The sequence below is a fragment of the Myxococcales bacterium genome, assembly GCA_016706225.1.
In the GTDB taxonomy this organism is placed as follows: Bacteria; Myxococcota_A; Polyangia; order Polyangiales; family Polyangiaceae; genus JADJKB01.
Genome location: JADJKB010000021.1, coordinates 285,589 through 304,317 on the forward strand (window position 1 = coordinate 285,589; position 18,729 = coordinate 304,317).

17 protein-coding genes are annotated in these 18,729 nt (G+C 68.4%); all 17 read right to left on the minus strand.

Annotated features, from left to right (window positions below; all coding sequences use genetic code 11):
- Nucleotides 1–23: 23 nt before the first annotated feature.
- On the minus strand, nt 24–674 hold the full coding sequence (locus IPI67_26030) for a hypothetical protein (protein ID MBK7583640.1): 651 nt from the start codon (nt 672–674) through the stop codon (nt 24–26).
- 156 nt (nt 675–830) lie between these two features.
- Nucleotides 831–1,547, minus strand: a complete 717-nt coding sequence (locus IPI67_26035) for a SagB/ThcOx family dehydrogenase (protein MBK7583641.1) — start codon at nt 1,545–1,547, stop codon at nt 831–833.
- Nucleotides 1,548–1,549: 2 nt separating this feature from the next.
- Nucleotides 1,550–2,794 (minus strand): YcaO-like family protein, encoded by a 1,245-nt coding sequence (locus IPI67_26040; GenBank protein MBK7583642.1) that lies wholly within the window; start codon nt 2,792–2,794, stop codon nt 1,550–1,552.
- On the minus strand, nt 2,791–3,618 hold the full coding sequence (locus tag IPI67_26045; GenBank protein MBK7583643.1) for a TOMM precursor leader peptide-binding protein: 828 nt from the start codon (nt 3,616–3,618) through the stop codon (nt 2,791–2,793). Before IPI67_26045 ends, IPI67_26040 begins: the two co-directional genes overlap by 4 nt.
- A 2-nt stretch (nt 3,619–3,620) precedes the next feature.
- A complete protein-coding gene (locus tag IPI67_26050) occupies nt 3,621–4,271 on the minus strand; it encodes an SRPBCC family protein (protein ID MBK7583644.1) in 651 nt (216 codons plus the stop codon).
- A complete protein-coding gene (locus IPI67_26055; protein MBK7583645.1) occupies nt 4,268–4,828 on the minus strand; it encodes a hypothetical protein in 561 nt (186 codons plus the stop codon). Before IPI67_26055 ends, IPI67_26050 begins: the two co-directional genes overlap by 4 nt.
- A 38-nt stretch (nt 4,829–4,866) precedes the next feature.
- Nucleotides 4,867–5,682, minus strand: coding sequence for an SDR family oxidoreductase (locus IPI67_26060; GenBank protein ID MBK7583646.1), 816 nt, complete (start codon nt 5,680–5,682; stop codon nt 4,867–4,869).
- A 99-nt stretch (nt 5,683–5,781) separates the two neighbouring features.
- Nucleotides 5,782–8,688 (minus strand): OmcA/MtrC family decaheme c-type cytochrome, encoded by a 2,907-nt coding sequence (locus tag IPI67_26065; GenBank protein MBK7583647.1) that lies wholly within the window; start codon nt 8,686–8,688, stop codon nt 5,782–5,784.
- 295 nt (nt 8,689–8,983) lie between these two features.
- Nucleotides 8,984–10,381, minus strand: coding sequence for an AMP-binding protein (locus IPI67_26070; GenBank protein ID MBK7583648.1), 1,398 nt, complete (start codon nt 10,379–10,381; stop codon nt 8,984–8,986).
- Complete coding sequence (locus IPI67_26075) at nt 10,363–11,430, minus strand: hypothetical protein (protein ID MBK7583649.1); 1,068 nt, start codon at nt 11,428–11,430, stop codon at nt 10,363–10,365. The genes IPI67_26070 and IPI67_26075 overlap by 19 nt, the downstream gene beginning before the upstream one ends.
- The gene (locus IPI67_26080) at nt 11,427–12,347 is read right to left on the minus strand and encodes a 1,4-dihydroxy-2-naphthoate polyprenyltransferase (protein MBK7583650.1); all 921 of its coding nucleotides are present in this window, start codon (nt 12,345–12,347) and stop codon (nt 11,427–11,429) included. The genes IPI67_26075 and IPI67_26080 overlap by 4 nt, the downstream gene beginning before the upstream one ends.
- Nucleotides 12,348–12,352: 5 nt before the next feature.
- Entirely contained in the window at nt 12,353–13,174 is an 822-nt protein-coding gene (gene menB, locus IPI67_26085) for a 1,4-dihydroxy-2-naphthoyl-CoA synthase (GenBank protein MBK7583651.1), read from the minus strand.
- A complete protein-coding gene (locus IPI67_26090) occupies nt 13,171–13,974 on the minus strand; it encodes an alpha/beta fold hydrolase (GenBank protein MBK7583652.1) in 804 nt (267 codons plus the stop codon). The genes menB and IPI67_26090 overlap by 4 nt, the downstream gene beginning before the upstream one ends.
- Nucleotides 13,971–15,710: a 2-succinyl-5-enolpyruvyl-6-hydroxy-3-cyclohexene-1-carboxylic-acid synthase gene (gene menD / locus IPI67_26095; GenBank protein MBK7583653.1), complete on the minus strand. Its 1,740-nt coding sequence runs from the start codon at nt 15,708–15,710 to the stop codon at nt 13,971–13,973. Before menD ends, IPI67_26090 begins: the two co-directional genes overlap by 4 nt.
- Complete coding sequence (locus tag IPI67_26100; GenBank protein ID MBK7583654.1) at nt 15,707–17,038, minus strand: isochorismate synthase; 1,332 nt, start codon at nt 17,036–17,038, stop codon at nt 15,707–15,709. Before IPI67_26100 ends, menD begins: the two co-directional genes overlap by 4 nt.
- Entirely contained in the window at nt 17,035–17,748 is a 714-nt protein-coding gene (gene ubiE / locus IPI67_26105) for a bifunctional demethylmenaquinone methyltransferase/2-methoxy-6-polyprenyl-1,4-benzoquinol methylase UbiE (GenBank protein MBK7583655.1), read from the minus strand. The genes IPI67_26100 and ubiE overlap by 4 nt, the downstream gene beginning before the upstream one ends.
- On the minus strand, nt 17,745–18,728 hold the full coding sequence (gene aroF, locus IPI67_26110) for a 3-deoxy-7-phosphoheptulonate synthase (protein MBK7583656.1): 984 nt from the start codon (nt 18,726–18,728) through the stop codon (nt 17,745–17,747). The genes ubiE and aroF overlap by 4 nt, the downstream gene beginning before the upstream one ends.
- Between the last annotated feature and the right edge of the window lies 1 nt (nt 18,729).

The window sequence follows — 18,729 nt, forward strand, 5'->3', positions numbered from 1 at the left end:
GCGGAGACGAGAGCTGGGGAACATCACCCCGGTGGGAGATTTTCTCCCGGCAGGGCGGACGCCGACGGGGCAGGGGCAGTCTTTTGCTCGGGCTCGGGCGGTGCCCATCCTCCATCCGGCATCGGCTCGAGCGCCGATGCGCCGCGGACGGGCGCGTCCATGCGAACGGGGCAAAAACGCGCGACGAAATTCCCGGCCACACAGCTGTCTGAACCGTCGCCGAAACACGCCGACACGTCGCCCTCTAGCTTGCGATCCGCGCGAGTGCTGCGCAGGGACAGCAGAACCGAGGCATTTCCGTTGCCCGTCCACTTGCCGCTGTCATAGCCCTCGTAGTGCGCCTCCCATGCGCCCGGCTGCTTCGGTCCGATGCGCGCGACGCCTTCGGGCGGAAAGCCGCTGCCCGACCAGCGCAGCCACACGCTGGTCGCGTGGCCGGGACCGAGATCTCCACATGGATCGCGAGTCTCAGTGTCCGCGAGCACGATGTCGGTATGCTCGTGTCCGGGCCGGACGTCCGTCGTGTAACGCGCGCCCTTCAAGGCGAACGGCTTGCCGGCGATCCTTCCCGCTACGGGACCGGTCGGAATGGCGTCAGCGGAAGTCGGTGCGGCCCGCGGTTCCGCATTTTCGGCAGGGTCGGGCTTCTTCCCACATCCCAACTGCGCAGCCATTGCGCAAATGCCAACGAATGCGAGGAAGCGCGCGGGAGGATTGGCCTGTTGGAGTGAAGTCACCGCTGTCGCGGCTGCAACGCCCGTGCCTGTCGACACCAAGCCGAATGTGGCGACGGAGGCTCATTCGCCGCGAGCGCAGTCGGCCTGCTCGCACTACCCGAGCGCCCCGACATAGAGCACGACGTCGCCGGGTGAGACCGGCAAAGCGCGCCCGATCTCGCGTTCGAAGAACCCACCGAGAGGCAGCGTCGAGAGCCCGACACTTTCGGACAGGAGACACAGGTTTTGCATCAGGTGGCCGGCTTCAAGCAGCAGGAAACGCGCTGCCCGCGTGCCGTATTTGTCCTCCGCCCGCGCGGCGTCGCCGACTAACACCCAGAGCAGGGCGCCACCCGTGAACTGCCCGGCCGACGGCACACGGGCCGCCCACTCCTGACGGGTCGCCCCAGGACGCAACCGCGCCAGCTCGTGCCGTGCGCGGTCGTAGTGATAGTGACCCGGCTCGAGCCAGCCGTCGCCGAAAGTGATCAGAAAGAGCTCGAGCGCGTTGAGCGAACCGGCGGTCGGAGTGGGCCCGCCACCCCGCTCCGTGTTCACACCATGTGCGTGCTCGAGCACTCGCGCGAGCGTCTTTGCACTCGGTAGCTCTTCGCTGAGCTCGCGCCGCGAACGGCGCCGCGCCAGCACACGATCCAAGCGCACACCCAAGCGCGGGCGGCAGCGCGGAAGGGGCACCCGCGGATAGCCGGGGTAACTCCGGGGCTCGTGGGTCACACCATCAGCTTCGACCGACAAGATCCGGTCGCGAAATTCGGGGAAGCTCGTGGCATCGAGCTCGATCGAGGAGAGCACGCCAAGGGGTCGAGTCATGGTCACGCGAAGGGATGAGGGGGCACGCTAGCCCAGTCGGAGAGTGAACGCGGAGCCCACAGCGATCCACCCAGATGGGCAAGCCGGTGATCCCCGTGCAGTGGTTGCAGGCCGACGACCAGCACCTTGAGCACGATGAATCCGCCCGCCGCCCCCAGGGCCAAGGCCGGCGTGGCGTGGCGGAACAACACCGGGTGGTCGGCGCCGAGCCGATCGAGGAGCTGCGGCATGCCTTCGTGTTCGAACGCTACCTCGGATGCCGGCGGTGCGGGCCGCGCACGCGCGAGCGCGGTCCGGGAGAGAGTCTCGGGGTGCCGGGTGTAATAGAGCGCGTGTTCGGCGAAGCTCTCTGGCAAGCGATCCGGCGTCTTCTCCGAGTCAGTACCGGTGACCCAGCGCGCGTAGTGCCTGCCTTGTACGGCCTCGGTCATGGCTTTGAGGAAGCTGTCCCTCAGCCGCTCGCGGCAGGCGGCCCCCGCGCTGAACACGAAGCCCTCGTGGTCTTCACCGGACACCGTCACGATCGTCACGTTGTCACTGAACGGCGAGCGCACGCGGTAGAAGCGGTAGTCGAGGTTGGGCCGCGAAAAGCGCTCGGCGATCCCGGGCTCGAAGCTGCCAAGCACGTCGCGCAGGGCGTGCTCTTCGAGCGGATACCGCTCCCACCACGCGCCCATCACCGCGTCGCGCTCGATGACCTCTTGTACACCGCGCAAGAGCACCTGGTCCGGATTTGTGCCAGCCGAAAGGCCCGTCGAGGTCATCGCGGCGATGGCGTGATGCCCACCCGGGCGTGGATGCAGGTAGGCGAGGTCTTCTGGAACCCACAGCGCACGGCCGGTCGCAGCTTCACGAAATGCCTGCCAGTGACAGCGTGTGCGCCCCGAGAACGGCAGGAACGGAAAACCAGCCATTGGGTACTGCTCTGGCAGAAACAACACCCAGTGTTCGGGATCCACCGCCGACTCGGCGAGAGGCCAGTCATCGAAGCTGGCCTCGACACCGTGATCGCGCGGGAGCGGCGCGGTGTGAAAGCGCTCGATGGCCTCGCCGACGCACGCGAGTCGAGCGGCCTCGTCGGTCAGGCCAGCGCCACCGATGTGGATGACCTCGTGACGCGCGCCAGACGGGCCGAGGGAACCCGCCCACATGACCACATCCGGATCGTGCGGTCGGGGGTCGAGTGGACCAAAGGCCGTGAACAGGCCCGAGTAGCGGCTCTCGTACCAGGCGCGCTCGGCCGTCATCGAAGATCCCCGCAGGCCGCGCACTCCGGATCGGCTGCGAGGCGATGCGACGACACCTCGAGTGTGGCGCACTCGAGCACGTGCAATGAGTACAGCGCTGCGCTCGGCATGGCCTCGCACGCGAGGCCGGCCTTCCACAACACGAGCTGGGTCAAGATCGAGACACCGGGCGCCGGAAAGTCAGCGGCGGGAAGGGGCTCCCCGCGAGATCCGTGGCGGACCAGCGCGTCGTAGATCTCCGGTGTCGGAGACAGGCGGCGAAACCCCGCCAAAAGGCAGGCCAGGCAAGGCCCCGCGTCCGGCAACAGCAACGGGCTGACGAAACCGCGCGCAACTGCGCCCGTGCTCACCCACAGGAACGGTGCGCCACCCCGCAGGCAGTCGGCGTTGAACGCAAGCAACGCGGCGTAGTCGAGCCCGGACTGACACAGCACTCGAAGCGCGGGCGCCCCCGGATCTTCGCCGGCCTTCGCCTCACCTTCGAGCTCCTCCCGAACCGCGCCCGCGCCCTCGATCGCGAGCGATCGCCGCTGAGGCTCGTGGGCAGTCTCGGCATCCGCCGGCGTGAGCACACGCTCGGCCAATAGCCGGGTGAGTACTTGCGTGGCCTCGTCGCGCTGGGCAGCCGAGAGCGTCGCGACGAGCTCCGCCGTGGTCCGGCGGCCATCCATGGCGGAGAGCAGCGTGGGCAGCCATTCATCGAGCGCTGGAGCCTCGAGCAGATAACGCACGTCTTCACCTGCGACCAAACGGACCCTGCCCGCCTCCGACAACACGACGAAGGGCAGGCTGAAGCGCAGGCGAAGCTCGCCGAGCTCGCGCATGGTCAGGGTTTGCCGGCGGGTGTGACGCGCTGACTGACTCGAAGCACTGCGCTGCCGAGCTGCGCCAACAGCAGATTGTTGATGATGAACGTGGGGGACCGCTTCGCGTGTACTTCCTGCTGATACACGAGCAGGGTGCGCCCCCCGTCGAGCGGTGCGACGGTCCAGCTGCCACGGGTGGTGTTACCCGCGCCGTCGTTCTCGTCCCACGAGGCAACCGAGCGTTCCGGCGTCACCTCGTGTTTGATGCGAACGTCGAAGGGGTACTCCGCGAAAGGTGCAATGACGCGTCCAACGAGATGCTGCCGGCCATCTGGGTCCTCGCTGTGCGTGGTCACCGCGACATGCCAGAGCTTCGAGTCGAAGATCTCACCGAAGCGCGCGTAGTCCGTGACGATCCGCCACACCGCTTCCGGTTTGGCATCGAGCACCGCCGCACAACGAACGGGTCGGTTGCCAGCCGGGTCGACGAACAGCTGGCACAGGGTTCCGTCCGCCACGCTGCTTGGATTCTTGGCAGAGCCACTGGCAGCGGTTCCGCGGCGCACGAAGGCCAGGCAGATCAGCAGCACCCCGAACGTCATCGCGGCCGACGCAAACCATGCCAAACGCTTGCCCGTCGCAGGCCCGCCTGTTGATGCGCTGGCGGTCATGACGCTGATAGCACCATGACGAGGACCGCGCCAAGCAAGAGCGCACCCACCACGGATCCGAGGAAAGACACCAGCACGATCTTCCCCAGCGCCTTCACCGACGCCAGTTTGTCCGGCACCGGGAAGAGCGGAGCCAGCACGAGCCCGACGAAGAACGCTGCGACCTGGAACACTGGCATGCCCAGCACGACCGCAGCGAGGCCGATCCAGATCCCGTCGCGCATGTCGGCGAGCGAGCAGAGCACGAAGGCGGTCACCGAGAGCGCAACCACGACCGTCCAGTGGACCGCCACGGTGATGGCCGCGCCGCTTCGCGCCTCGCCCGCCGCGGCCCGCTGCCCGCCCGCGGCGGACCCCGCTTCTACGGCCTTCGGCGCGACCGCCCAGACCGACCCCATGGCGGCGCCCACCAGACCGCCCAAGGTGTGCAGGCAGCAACAGCAGCAGCAACACGACGAACAGCACATTCCGCCGACGACGACGAAGCGTTCGAGGCGCTCGGGCGGCAGCCGCTCGATGCGCACCCGCGCGGCTCCGCTTGCTCCCGGCTCCGGCATCTTCGCGAGTTTCAGGGCGGTTCCCGGGGGCCGTCAAGCTAGCTCTTGTTGAGCTCGTCGCTGAGCTGCTTCACCATCAAGCGCTGGTGCAGGGCCGGCGTGAGGCGCGAGAGCCACACCGCCAGCTTGCCCACGGGCGACAGCACCAACAGCCGCTGTCGGCGACGGGCCGCCTCGTAGATCGCGTCGGCAACGTCGTCTGGCGAGGCCTCGGTCCCAACCCGTGAGCGACCGCGCAGCACCGCCTCTCCGTGGGCGCCGAACGCGCGCTGCTCGAACGCCGTGCGCGTGAACGAAGGGCAGACCATGAGCACCTCGACTCCCGTGTCGGACAGCTCGGAGCGCAAGGACTCGAACAGTCCGTGGAGCGCGTGTTTGCTGGCCGAATAACCGCTCCGCCCGTAGAGCGGCGACAACCCGGCGATGCTCGACACGACGATGATCAAACCTCGGCTCTCGAGCAGGGGGTCGAGCAGGGCCTTGGTCACCGTCAGCGAGCCGAAGAAGTTCACCTCCATCACGCGTCGGAAGACCTCGAGCTCGGTGTCACGAAAGCTCGAACGGTGCACGACCCCGGCGTTGTTCACCAGCACGTCGACGCGGCCGAACCGCGCGAGGATCTGCCGAGCGGCGTCCTGACACTCCCCGGGACTGGTGATGTCCGCAGGCAGCGCCAGAAGCTCGATGCCGCGGCCCTCGAAGGCGGCTTCGAGCTGGGCCAGCCCCTCACGGTCGCGATCCAGCGCCGCAATGCGCGCTCCATCGCGGGCAAAACGCTCCACGATGGCCCGACCGATCCCCCCGGCCGCGCCGGTGACGACCATCACGCTGTCCTTGAAACTCCGCTCCACCATGCTGGTCCTGCCGCTAGCCTCGACGGCACGGGAAGACAAAACGCGCGAGGCACCGATTGCTCGGTGCCTCGCGGGACTACCAATGTCGATTGTTACCGATTACTTGTGGACCTGTGCAATCGCCGCGATCTTGCTGGGACCGTGGCACATCAGGCACGCCTCCTGGGTGTTGAGGGCCGCGCTCCGCGGTTGGTAGAACGAGCCACCGTTGTCCGCGAAGTGTTTCTTGGCGATGGCCGTGTCATGGCAGGCGCCGCAGGCCGCGGTGATGGGGGAGTTGACCAGGGTCGTACCCTCCGCATCACAAGGTGCGTTGATCGAACACACACACGGCGCAGCGACGGTGCAGGCCACACCGTTGCGAGTCCCCGACGTCTGGTTGGACGTGGCGAAGCCCACGCCGTAGTTGACGGTGTCCGGCGTGATGTACGGCGACAGGAACGGTCCGATGGTCGCGGGCGCCGTCGGGGCCGACTTGTAAGTGCCGGTCGCGGCGGTGCTGTACAGCATGTTCGGCAGCGCATTCTGGCTAGCGCTGGCGCTCAGGTCGTAGGTGCCTTCGAGGTGGCACTGGGTGCAGGTGTTGAGGACACCGGGGTAAGTGACCTCCCAGGCCTTGATCTCGAAGTGCCAGGTGAACGGCACCGTGCGCTTGCCACCTCCGTGGATTGAGTGGATGGCGTCCTTCGCGTTCACCGCCCAGCCGCTGTTGACGCGGTTGGTGTTGTGACAGAACGAGCACGTCGGAGCGTCGTTGCGTTGACCCGAGTGGAACGTCGGGCTGACACCAAGGCCGTCGTGGCACTTGTTGCACCGGGCGGTCTCGACGATGGCGCGGCGAGCGGAGTGGCCCGTTGCCGTCTTCCAGACGTTCGGCGCCGGCACGCTGAGCCCGCCGATCTTCGTCGTCGCGTTGTACGGGTACTTCGCGATGTCGATCTGGGTGAGCGGCTGCGTGCTGGACATGCTGTACGTGTACCCGATGCCGCCCGTCAACAGGCCGGCGGTCGAAGGCAGGACAACGTTCGTGATGGTGAGCACGTAGTACGTCGGGTCCGTGGTGTCTTTCACCAGCGTGGCGTTGGCGTTCGAGCCGTTCCAGACGCCCTTGATGTAGGCGCTGGTGCTGGCGTTGAAGTCCGCGGGCTTGGCGATGCCGTCTTGCGGGAGAGCATACGCAAAGTACGCGCTCGGCGAGCCCACGAAGCCAGTGATGAGCTCCGGCTTGGTGGTGGCGTCGTAGGTACCGAAGTCTACGTCCGTGCCGTCCTTCTTCAGCTTGAAGACGATCATCGGGTTCTTGGTCGTTGCGTCGACCTTGACCTCCTTCACGTCGTACGTGATCTTGCCCGCACCCGCGGGCACGTAGCCGGTCGCAGCAAGCCAGGCCGCAGCGCTGTTCGCGCTCGGTAGACACGGATTCGCCGCGGTGCACGTGCACGGCGCGGCGACCGTGCAGGACACGCCCGCCTGCCAGCCGCTCATGTTGTACTGGCCATCGGGCGAGGTCGGGAGCGTGCCGGTGGTGATGGTGTTCGGCGCGGCGACCGGCTCGTGCTTCTTCTCCGGCGAGTTCGCTGTCGTCGGGCCGTGACAGCCCACGCAACCGGTGTCGTCCGAGAACGCGCCGCCGGTGTGGGCGACACGGCCAAGGGGTGGGGTCGCCTCGAAGGAGACGTTGTCGTGGCAAGAGCCGCAAGCGCGCCGGCTGAGGCCGGTCTTCCAGTTGTCCGCCTTGTCGACGGTGTTGTGGCACTTCTGGCAGTTCCGGATGTCCTGCGGGAAGGTCACCTCGTCGAACTGAACGGCTGCGTAGCCGCCGCCACCGCCGGCCCGATCAGGCTTGAGCGAGAGTTCTTCACCCATGTGGATCTTGTGGATGAACACCGGGAAGTTGAGCACGGCCTCGCCGTTGATGACGCTGGCGTTCCCGGTCCACTTGAAGGTGCCCGGCGTCGAGCCGGCGGTCATCGTCGGTTCGGTCACCGCGGCGCCACTGCTGGTGAAGCGACGCTGGTCGTTGTGGCAGGCCACACAGGTGTGCACCTCGTAGCGGGTTCCGCCGTGGAAGGCCGCCGTGGCGTTCGCTGGTGCCTTGAAGTCCGAGTGGCAGTTCAAGCACGAGTCGCCGTTGACCTTGTCGTTCTTGCCGGACATGTCGGCGCCGGTCTGGGGAACCAGGTCCTTCCAGGCGTCCATCGGTCGGAACGGGTTACCGCTCTTGTAAGCGAGAATCACGGCCCGGTGAGTCTTGTCCGCTTCGTACTTGGTGCCGGCGTTGGCCTCGTCAGTGATGTTCTTCGCGAAGGTGTACGCATAGGTACCGTCGCCGTTGTCGGTCAGGGTCCCCTGGGTAGCCGTGGGCGTCGCCGTGTTGGCCGCGCTCTCGGTGCTCGCAGAGCTCTTGTTGTTCGCAGCGTTGTAACTCACCCAGGTGTCGATGCCGGCGTTGTTCACGTTGGGCGTGAGCTTGAGCACGGACGCGCGCCACGTGATGCCGGCGCCAGTGGTGAGCGAATCCAATCCTTTGACCGCGAAGCCCAGGCGGTCCGTGATCTTGACGGTGATCACCGGTTTTCCATCGGCCGGGAACTTCACGTCCGTGATCACCATGGTGGGATCGAGGGCGGCCAGCTCGGCCGGGGTCAGGACCTTGTAGTCCTTGAGGGAGGCCGAAACCGTGACCTTGGTGCCGTCGTCGCACGTGATCGTCTTGGTGCCATCGTTGTTGTCGACGATGGTGCAGGAAACCCCCGCGTCACCCCCAGGACCGGGCGGCCCCGCTTCGCCGGGCGGGCCGGGCGGTCCACCTTCGGCGTTTCCGCCGCCGGTCACGGTGACCGAAGTGCCGTCCGGACACGTGATGGTCGACGTGCCGTCGTTATTGCTCTTGACCGAGCAGGGTTCGCCCTTGCCCTTGGGCCCCGCAGCACCGTCATCGCCGCTGCATGCAGCCGCCGCAAGAAGCCCTGAAGCGACTGCGGCCCAAATCGGGAATCTCAACATGGTAGTCATCCTCCGTAACCCCCCGCACCTGAACCGGGTGAACTGGCCTCCCCAAAGCAAGTTCCGGGCTCAGCGAAAGCCAGCGATCGGGGTATCTTTTCGCGAACGAACTGCGCGGCTACCTCGCCAGCGTGCAGGCCTCGCGTGGGCGGCGGGCGATCGCCCCGCGCTTGGCGCGAAACGCGCACGAATTGCACACGCCCCCGACCGCGCGCCCCACCACCAAGGTTCGGGCGCTGGGCCAGGCCGCCTCACGGAAGGACCGGTCACGCGGCGGCCAGCGGGACGCATTCGCTCAGCCCGGCGGGCGAGCAGGCCATGGCTCGAGCGAGTTGCCGTGCTCCAAGCGAGCGCGGCGACGATCGGGCTTGCCCAGCGCGTTGAGTGGCAGCGCCTCGACACACGCAACCGAGCGAGGCCGCGCATGCGTTGCCAGGGCGGCAGCCACGGACTCCCGCGCGCGCGCGAGCACCACCGCTGCATCAGAACCTCGGTCGAGCACCAAGAGCGCCGCGACGCTCTGGCCGAACCGCGGCTCGGACGCACCAAAGACCAGCGCCGCGCTCACGCCCGGCACGGCGGAGAGCACCGCCTCGACCTGTGCTGGATGCACCTTCTCTCCGCCGGTGATCACGACGTCGTCAACGCGACCGCTGACGATCAACCGCCCGGCAGCGTCGAGCTCTCCCAGATCGCGGGTGGTTAAAAAGCTGCCGCGAGGCAGCTCGGGCTCACCGAGGTAGCCGCTCATGAGCACCGGTCCGCGGAGCTCGATCACTCCCCCGACGATGCGAACCTCCACGCCAGGGAGCGGGCTGCCGGAGTCCAGAGTCGTCGGGTCGTGAGTCAGCGCTGCGCGCTGGGTCGTGACCTGCGAGCACGCTTCGGTGAGGCCGTAGGTGGTCGAGAGCCGGATGCCACGCGCGCGGGCCTCCCGCCGGAGCTCCTCCGAGCACGCGGAGCCTCCGACCAGCAACACCCGCAGCCGCGCCAGTACGCCGCGGGAGTCCGCCGACAAGAGCGGCCCCAACATCGCGGGCACCACCGACAAGAGCGTCACGGCCTGGCTCTCGATCCGCTCCAAGATCAGCTCGGGCTCGAAGCCCGAATGAGCGACCACGCTGCGCCCGGAGACCAGGCAGCGGGTCAAGATCGAGAGCCCGCCGACGTGCGCGAAGGGCAGACACAGGAGCCAGCGGTCGTTCGGCTCGAATCCCAGATGCTCAGCGCTCGCCCGTGCGCTGGCGACGAACGCGCGGCGGCTGAGCCGGACCAGCTTCGGCTCACCGGAAGTGCCCGAGGTCGCGAGCAGCGCGGCAATGGCCTCCGGATTGTGCCCTCGTGCTCGGACCCACCGCAGCCACTGAGGCTCGGCTTCAGTCCCTGGCTCGAGCTCCAATGGCTCCAGCTTCAGTGCACCCGCGCGTCGGATCAACTCGGCATGTTCGAGCGGCGCTCCCCGGGGGTGCAGCGGCAGACAGGCGACCCCGGCGTCCAGGAGGGCGAGCGTCAGCACCAGGCTCGGCTCGTCCACGCGAGCAACGAACGCGACCACCGCGCCCGGTTCGACGCCGCTGCGTTCGAGCACCCCCTGAACACGACGCACGCTTGCTCGGAGCTCCGCCGCACTCCAGGTACGCCCTTCGATGACCAGCGCAAAGTCCGACGAGCCGCTCAGGCTGAGTGCGTCCATGGCCCCTCCAGCTCGAGTGCCAGAGCTCCAGGTGCCGCAACGACGGACAGTGGCGAACCGGTGTGGGGCAGCTGCGGAAGTTTGGCGTCCGGGAACGCTCGAAGGGCTGCGTGTCGATCGAGCCCGTGCGCCCGCGTACCCCCAACGGCCAGCGCGAGCTGTGCGCAGGCCCACAGCGCGACGGGGCCCTCGAATGCGTGCGATACCAACCCGATTTTTCCGGCATCGGTCAGGGTCCTCGCGCGAGCCAGGCAGCTGCCGAGCCCACCCAAAGCAGTGGGTTTCAGCACCACACCGGCGCAGCCAGGCTGCGCGACGAACCGGGCGAACTCCGCGTCACCGACGGCGGACTCATCTGCGAGCCAGGGCACGGCGGTGCGCTCGAGTTGCAGGAGCTCCTCGCCCGCGCAGGGCTCCTCACACAGCTCGACCTTCGCGTGTGCATAGGCCGCGAGCGCGGCGCGCGCGCCGTTGCGATCGAGGTTGCCGTTCAGATCGAGGCGCACTCCGACTTCCGAGCCAAGCGCCCGACGGAGCTCCGACAGACGCCGAGACTCTTCCGATAGGTCACGCCCCTCAGCCTTGAGCTTCACCGAACGGGCGCCACGCCGGGCGGCTGCTCTTGCCGCTTCGACGAAACCATCATCGGCGAGCGCGCCGACGAGCACGCTGCGGGGCACCGAGGTCGTGCTCGCGCCGAGCAGCTCCGACAACGACACCTGGCGACGGCGCGCGATCCGGCCGAGGAGCGCGGTCTCGACGGCAAACCGAGCACTCGCCGAGGTGATGTGCGAGAGCAGGGCCTCGACCTCGGTCAGATCGTCTACCGGCACTGGCAGAGCGGCGGATTCGAGGGCGCAGCGCGCAGCGGCGAGGTCGTCGTTGCCGAAGCCGGCGAGCGGCGTGGCTTCACCGAAGCTGAGTCCCGAGTTCGCGTCCCGTAGCACCACCAGCATCCCTTCACGTCGGCCGTAGCTTCGACGCGCGTTTGCGACGCCCTCGACGTCACCCCCCCAAACCACGACGTGCCACGCAGATCCGCGGCTCATCCGACGGCGGTTCCCAGCACGAACAAGGCGCTCTGGGCCAGCAGGAGCCGCGCGGTCGCTGGCAGCAGCGGATTGAGCGCGCCCCCCTCGCTTCGCGACACCGTGCGGCACAGCCAGAAGGCCCAGGGGACGGTCAACCACGTGACGAGCACCGTCGGCCGCGCCAGACCGAGCGCCCACAGGGCGACCGGCGCAAGGTACGCCGCGGTCACGAGGGCGGAATATTCGAAGTTGGCGAAGCGGCGACCGAAGCGCACGACCAGTGTGCGTTTTCCTGCCCGCACGTCCGTCAGGTGGTCGCGCGCATTGTTCACGACGAGCACCGCAGTCGCCAGCCCACCCACCAAGATCGATGCGAGCCACGCGGCTGCCGGCACACTGCCCGCCACGACCCAGGTCGTGCCGCACACGGCAACGAAGCCGAAGAAAATCAGCACGAACAGGTCGCCGAGTCCGTGATACCCGAGCGGATAGGGCCCGCCGGTGTAGGCAATGCCGCTCGCGATCGAAGTGATTCCGATGACAACGACGACCGCGCCGCCGATCCGCGTGAGATAGAGCCCAGCCAGGATGGCGCAGAAGAACGCGGCAGCCATCGCCAGCTTGAGCGCGCGCGCGGACAGGAGCCCGCTCTCCGCCGCGCGCGTTGGACCGAGCCGCTCGGCGGTGTCCGCCCCCTTCTCGTGGTCGAAGACGTCGTTGGCGAAGTTGGTTCCGATCTGGATGAACAGCGCACCCAGGAGCGCAGCGATTGCCGCCGCCGCGCGCGCCGTCCCGCTGGCAACGGCCAGGGCCGTGCCCACGAACACCGGCGCCACCGCGACCGGAAGCGTCTGTGGGCGCGCAGCCAGCAACCACGCGCCGAAGCTGCCGCGCTCGGGCAGCGCCGAGACTCGCAACGTGTGATCGTGGGCCATGGGACTCAGGGCAGACGCCCGAACTTCCCGAACTCGGGTTTGCGGTGCTCGAGGAAGGCGTTCTTGCCCTCCTGTCCCTCCGCCGTCATGTAAAAGAGCAGCGTGGCGTTGCCCGCCAGCTCTTGCAGGCCTGCCTGACCATCACAGTCGGCGTTCAACGAAGCCTTGAGGCAGCGCAGCGCGAGTGGGCTCAACTCGAGCATTTCACGACACCACTTCACCGTCTCGTGCTCCAGCTCGGCGAGCGGCACGACGGTGTTCACGAGTCCCATGTCGAGCGCCGCTTTTGCGTCGTACTGGCGACACAGGAACCAGATCTCTCGGGCCTTCTTCTGACCCACGATCCGCGCGAGGTACGAGGCGCCGTACCCGCCGTCGAAGCTCCCGACCTTCGGGCCCGTCTGGCCGAAGCGGGCGTTGTCGGCAGCAATCGTCAGATCACAGACGATGTGCAGGACATGCCCGCCGCCAATGGCGTACCCCGCCACCATGGCAACGACGGGTTTGGGCAGTGTGCGGATCTGCCGCTGCAGGTCGAGCACGTTCAGGCGCGGCACCCCATCGGCGCCAACGTAACCTGCACTTCCGCGCACACGCTGATCACCGCCCGAGCAAAACGCCCGGTCGCCGGCCCCGGTCAGGATCACGACGCCCACCTCGGGATCTTCCCGGGCGGCCTCGAAGGCGCGCATCAGTTCCTTGATGGTCTGGGGACGAAATGCGTTGTGAACCTCCGGGCGATTGATGCTGATCTTTGCGATGCCTTCGGCGGTCTCGTAGACGACGTCTTCGTACCCCGGAGCAGCTTTCCAGTTCGGCAGTGTCATGCGTGAGTCTCCTGTGTTCGAGCTTTGCTCCAGACCGTGAGCCGTTCGTCGATGAGCCGGCCGAGAAGCAGCGGAGCTTCGAGCAGCGGGTTGTGGCCGACGGCGGGCACCGTCTGGTGCGAAATCTGCGGTGCAATGGCGGTGAGCTCGCGCGCCGCGCTGGCGAGCTTCACGTCGTGCTCACCGGTCACCAAGGTCACGGGCACGCGAGTCGCCTCCAGCGCGAGAGGCGGCATGCGTCCCGTCCCGAGAACGGTGAGCACACGAGCTAGCGCGTTTGCGTCGTGTGCCTCGCGAATGCGCCGCTGCGCCGCGCGGACCGGGAGCGGCAACGCGGACTGCGACGCAAACAGCGGCAGCTGCTCCCAGGCGTCGATGAATCGCGACAGTCCCCTAGCCTCGAGCGCGAGCGCCTGCGCGTCTTCCCAGCGGACGCGCGCGTCACGCTCGGACTCCGCGCGCAGGCCAGGGTGAGCGCCGACGGCGATCAGACCGCGTACACGGCGAGGGTGGCGGCAGGCGAGACCCAGTCCCAGCCGCCCACCCAGCGAATAACCCACCACGAAGGCAGGCTCGGCCAGGTCGGCGGCCAGCTGATCGACCGCGTCCCAGAACGTGGCCGGAACGGGCCGCGGCGGGCGGCCGTGTCCGGGCAGGACCGGTGTGAGCACCGGACCCGGATGGGTGAGCGCCATCGCAACCGCAGACCAAGACATCGGCGCGCCCATGAAGCCGTGCAGAAGCAAGAGCGGAGCGCGCGCGGCGTGCCGGGACGAGCGCGTCGAGGTGCCGAGGTTCACGCTGGTGCTCCCAGGCTGCGGGCCACGCCGTCAACGACGGCCCGGCGGCGCGCGCGGCCAGCCTCGGCTTGCACGATCACGTGCAGCAAGCGTGCGCCGTTCGGAGCTACCGCGAGTCGAGCCTCGAGCTCGCTGCGGGTCTGGATGCGCTCGTAAGCGATGCCGAAGGCCCGCGCTGTGTACTCCAGAAAGTCGGGCGGCGGCGTCAGGAAGAGACGCTCGAGCTCGGCTGGGTGGATGACGTTCGCAACGGGCAGCTCGGAGAAGATCCTCCCGCCGCCATTGTCCACGACGACCAGCGTCAACGGGCCATCGACGCGCGCCAAGAGCGCGAACGAACCGACGTCGTGCAGCGCGCTGACGTCTCCGAGCAATAACGTGAGGGGGACGCTGGCCGGCAGCTCACGTCGCGCTCCGGCAGCTCCGGCGATCAGCCCATCGATCCCCGACAGCCCGCGCTGATGCAGGACCATGAGCGCACGACCCGAGCTAGCTGCGAAACGATCGACGTCGCGCACCGGCAGGCTGTTGCCCACGAACAACGCTCCACCGCCTGGAACACTGTCGACGACGCGCCTTGCAACGAACGGCTCACTGAGGACAGTGCCGGCGAGAGCCTCCGAGAGCAACGATTCCGTGCGGCGTGCCAGCTCGGTCAGGCGCGCGAGCCAGGCAGCGTCGCTCGGCCCGTCGGCGGCGAGGGCCTCGAGCAGCTGGGCACCGTTCCCGACGACGACGTGACTCGCGCTGGCCGCGGGATCCGGCAGTGCTCGCTCCGTCACGACGATGCGAGGCAGTGCGGGCAGCCGGGCCGTGAGCCGCTGCCATGCGCTCGAAGTCGGCGGGCTGCCGAGCTCGATGATCAGGTCGGGGGCGTCACCGGCATCACACGCGGCTTCGATCCAGCCGTCGAACGCCGGCAAGACCAGCCCGCCGCACTCCGAGCTGTGAGCGACACCGCTGGTCACCTCCGCCGCGAGTGCGAAGTTTCGCGCCGTCACGAAGCGCTGCAACGCTCGGCGCAGGCGGAGGTCGTGCCCAATCGCTCCGAGCCGCGGCCCGACGACCACGAGTCCGCGACGGGCACGAGCCACGACGTCCGCGATCTCGGCGGGCACACTCACGCCGCTCGGCGCGGCCCGGACGATGCGCGGTGCCTCGAGCCCCAACCGCACACTCTCGCCGAGGACGTCACTCACAGGGCGCGCGGGCTCGAGGGGTTTTCGAAAACGAGCGTTGACATGGACCGGACCCGGCACCGGCAGCGTCGCCCGCTCGACCGCGAGGGCGGCGATGCTTGGCACGTAGCGCAAGCGCTGCTCGTCTGGCTCACCGAGCTCGAGGCTCTCTGCGTGCGAGCCGAACAACTTGGTCTGGTCCAGGGCCTGATTCGCGTGGAGTTGCCCGAGCTCCCAGGGACGGTCGGCGGTGACGGCAATGAGCGGCAAGAGGGCCCGCTCGGCCTCCAGAATTGCCGGGTAGTAGTGGGCACCGGCGCTGCCCGACGTGCACAAGAGCACGCTGGGGCGACCGCTCACGCGGGCTCGACCGAGCGCAAAAAACGCCGCGCTTCGTTCATCGACGATCATCTCGAGCTCGAGCCCGGGCACCGAGGCCGCAGCCAACACCAGTGGAGTCGAGCGCGAGCCGGGGCTGGCAACGACGGCTCGGACTCCGGCGTCGTACAGCGCCCGCACGAAGACGCAGGCCCACAGTGTCGTCAGGTCGGCGGTCACGGGGCGCCCGCCAGCGTGGGAGCACTCAGCTCCGAAGTGCGGAGCGCGGCGAGGATCGCGGTGAGCTTGGCATCGGTCTCCGCCAGCTCCGCCTCGACGACCGAGCCTCGTACGATGCCCGAACCGGCGAAGACCCAGGCGCGTCCCCGGTCGATCAGCGCCGAGCGCAGCGCAACCACGAACTTACCCTGCCCGAGCGCATCGACGTACCCCACGGGCGCGGCAAACCAGCCGCGCTCGATGCGCTCGACGCGGCGCAAGAATTCCCGCGCGGCTTGCGCCGGCACACCCAGGACCGCTGGCGTCGGATGCAGCGCCGCCACCAGCTCGAGCACGTGGGTATGTGTCCCGAGCCGACCTTCGATGGGGGTCACCAGATGATGCACGTGCCGCAGGCTGCGGATCACGGGCTCGGCGCCCGCAGTCAGCTCGACACCGGCGCTCTCGAGCGCAGCGCCGATGGCGTGCACCACGTATGCGTGCTCCCGCTGGTCCTTACCGCTCTCTCGCAGCTCGAGCGGATCCCTCCCGCGCCTCAGTGTCCCCGCAACTGCCTCGCTGCGAGCTCGCTGACCGTCCCACGCGATCAACAGCTCCGGTGATGCGCCAACGAAGGTCGTGCCCGAAACGGACAATGCAAACCGCGTGACAGAGACCTCTTCGGCCAGCGCATCCAGCAGCGAGAGCGGCTCGATGGCACCGTCGAGCACCGCACGCCGCGCAACCACGACTTTGTCGAGGCTATGCGCCTCGACGCTCCTCACTGCCTCGCGAGCCGCCTCGACGAAGCGTTGTTTGCCGTCGTCGGCGACGCGATTGAGCCCGGGAAGGCGGCGCGAGCGGCGCGTGAGCAGGGGGCGCAGCTCTTCCAGGAGCCGGCTCGGCGTGGACAGCTCGGCCGGCTCGGCAACCAGCGTGACCCGGGTCCCGGCGTGAGCTCGGGAGAACGTCCAGCGCGGCACCACGAAACAGAGCTCGCCGAGCGCCGCGAAGGGACCGAGGTTGCCGGGCTCGAAGGCCGCGCCACCGAATGCCCGCACGAACCCCGCGCGCGCGCCGTCGATGCTCGCCATGAGGGCAGCGAGCTGTCGACGAGCCTCTTCGAAGCGCGTGGCGCCGCTCGTGCTCACGACCGCCGCCGCACCGACGCCCAGCCACTGCTCCGCAGGTAGGTCCACCCGACTCGTCGTGTCCCAGAACGACCACACGGCGCCACGTGGGATCGACACCCAGTCGGGCTCCACGTCGATCTCTCCGCTGACCGCCACCAGCGCAGCGTCAGGCAGCCCGCGAGCGGTCGCCGCGCGGAGCTCGCGCTCGAAGCTCACGGCACCCTCCCAACGAACAGCGTGGCGACACCGAACGTGAGCCTTTCTACTTCGCGCATCTCGAGCCCCGCCGCGGTCATCAGCTCGCTGAACTCGGCGCGCGGCGGAAACGCCGCGATGGACCGCTGCAGGTACTGATACTCACCCTTGCCCGAGAGCACGCCGCCCAACCAGGGCACGACCTGGTGGATGTGCCAGCGGGCGAGCCCCGACAGGGGTCCACTCTCGGGTTCGCCGAGCTCGAGCACCACCACGTGGCCACCGGATCGGGTGACACGCCGCATCTCGGAGAGGCCACGGGCGCGGTCCGTCGCGTTGCGAATGCCGAAGGCGATGCTGACACCGTCGAAGCTCGCGTCAGCGAAGGGCAGCGCCTCGACCGTCCCGGCAGCGAGCGTCACCCGCTCACTCTGCCCCGCCCGCTCGAGCTTGATGCGCCCGAGCTCCAGCATGCGCGCCGATGGATCGACACCCACCACCTCGGCCTCGGGCAACGCGCGCGCGATGCGCAGGGCGAGATCTGCCGTACCCGTCGCAACGTCGAGCACACGGGCGGGGCCCGACAGACCCAACGCGCGCACGGCTTTGTCGCGCCAGCTCTGGTCGATGCCGAGGGAGATGATGCGATTCAAGAGGTCGTAGCGGTCTGCGATCGCGTCGAACATCTCACCGCTGCCGGGGCGCACTCCGGCGGAAGGTTCAACGCTCATTCCGACCCCGGGCGGGTCAGCGCCGCTGCCAAGGCGGCGAGCGCCTCGGGCTCGAGTGCCTGGGCGCCATCACTCTCGGCAGCCGCCGGTTCGTCGTGCACCTCGATCATGACGCCGTGAGCACCCGCGGCGAGGGCCGCTCGTGCGAGGGGGAGGATCAGGTCACGGCGCCCGGCGGCGTGAGACGGGTCCACGACGACCGGCAGGCGGTGAACGCGGGCCAAGAGCGCCACGGCACCCAGATCGAGCAGGTTGCGGGTCGATGGATCAAAACCGCGCAGGCCTCGCTCGCAGAACACCACGCCACTTGCGCCGTGCACCAGCAGGTACTCGCCGGCGTGCAGCCATTCTTCGATGGTGGCGGACATGGCACGCTTCAAGAGCACCGGTTTGCCCGCGCCACCGACCGCCTGGAGCAACGCGTAGTTCTGCATGTTGCGCGAGCCAACCTGGAGCAGATCGACGACCGAGGCGACGTCGTCGAGATCGCGCTCGCTCATCACCTCCGAGACGACGCCCATGCCCACCGCGTCCGCCGCGCGGCGCAGCCAGCCGAGGGCGACCTTGCCGCGGCCTTGAAAATCGTACGGACTGGTCCTCGGCTTGAACGCGCCGCCTCTCAGGATACGAACGCCGTGGCCCGCGAGCTTGGCGGCAATGCGTGCGATTTGCGCCTCGCTCTCCACCGCGCAGGGCCCCGCGATGAGCACCGGCAGCTCGCCGCCGAAGACGACCTCGCCCACCTGCACCCGGCTGCCCTGAGCATCGACGCGGGGGTGTCGCGAGCGCGGCAGACTCACGCTCTTCACGCCGTCGAGGGCGAGCAGAGCGGCCTCCGGGACCACGCTGGAGGCCCTGGCCACGATCAAGTGGACCGGCCCGCGCTCGGACCGCTCCAGGCTCTCGATCCACAGCCCGAGGCCCGTCAGCGCGCGCCGAACGTGATCGACGTCCGCGTGGTCCGTCAAGGTGACGATCATG

Bases quoted from the DNA above. Each gene is read 5' to 3' on its own strand.
- IPI67_26060 (MBK7583646.1), bottom strand. From the start codon at position 5,682: ATGGTGGAGCGGAGTTTCAAGGACAGCGTGATGGTCGTCACCGGCGCG.
- IPI67_26080 (MBK7583650.1), bottom strand. From the start codon at position 12,347: ATGGCCCACGATCACACGTTGCGAGTCTCGGCGCTGCCCGAGCGCGGC.
- IPI67_26040 (MBK7583642.1), bottom strand. From the start codon at position 2,794: ATGACGGCCGAGCGCGCCTGGTACGAGAGCCGCTACTCGGGCCTGTTC.
- IPI67_26045 (MBK7583643.1), bottom strand. From the start codon at position 3,618: ATGCGCGAGCTCGGCGAGCTTCGCCTGCGCTTCAGCCTGCCCTTCGTC.
- IPI67_26075 (MBK7583649.1), bottom strand. From the start codon at position 11,430: ATGAGCCGCGGATCTGCGTGGCACGTCGTGGTTTGGGGGGGTGACGTC.
- IPI67_26055 (MBK7583645.1), bottom strand. From the start codon at position 4,828: ATGCCGGAGCCGGGAGCAAGCGGAGCCGCGCGGGTGCGCATCGAGCGG.
- IPI67_26035 (MBK7583641.1), bottom strand. From the start codon at position 1,547: ATGACTCGACCCCTTGGCGTGCTCTCCTCGATCGAGCTCGATGCCACG.
- menB (MBK7583651.1), bottom strand. From the start codon at position 13,174: ATGACACTGCCGAACTGGAAAGCTGCTCCGGGGTACGAAGACGTCGTC.
- ubiE (MBK7583655.1), bottom strand. From the start codon at position 17,748: ATGAGCGTTGAACCTTCCGCCGGAGTGCGCCCCGGCAGCGGTGAGATG.
- aroF (MBK7583656.1), bottom strand. From the start codon at position 18,728: ATGATCGTCACCTTGACGGACCACGCGGACGTCGATCACGTTCGGCGC.
- IPI67_26050 (MBK7583644.1), bottom strand. From the start codon at position 4,271: ATGACCGCCAGCGCATCAACAGGCGGGCCTGCGACGGGCAAGCGTTTG.
- IPI67_26030 (MBK7583640.1), bottom strand. From the start codon at position 674: ATGGCTGCGCAGTTGGGATGTGGGAAGAAGCCCGACCCTGCCGAAAAT.
- IPI67_26065 (MBK7583647.1), bottom strand. From the start codon at position 8,688: ATGTTGAGATTCCCGATTTGGGCCGCAGTCGCTTCAGGGCTTCTTGCG.
- IPI67_26070 (MBK7583648.1), bottom strand. From the start codon at position 10,381: ATGGACGCACTCAGCCTGAGCGGCTCGTCGGACTTTGCGCTGGTCATC.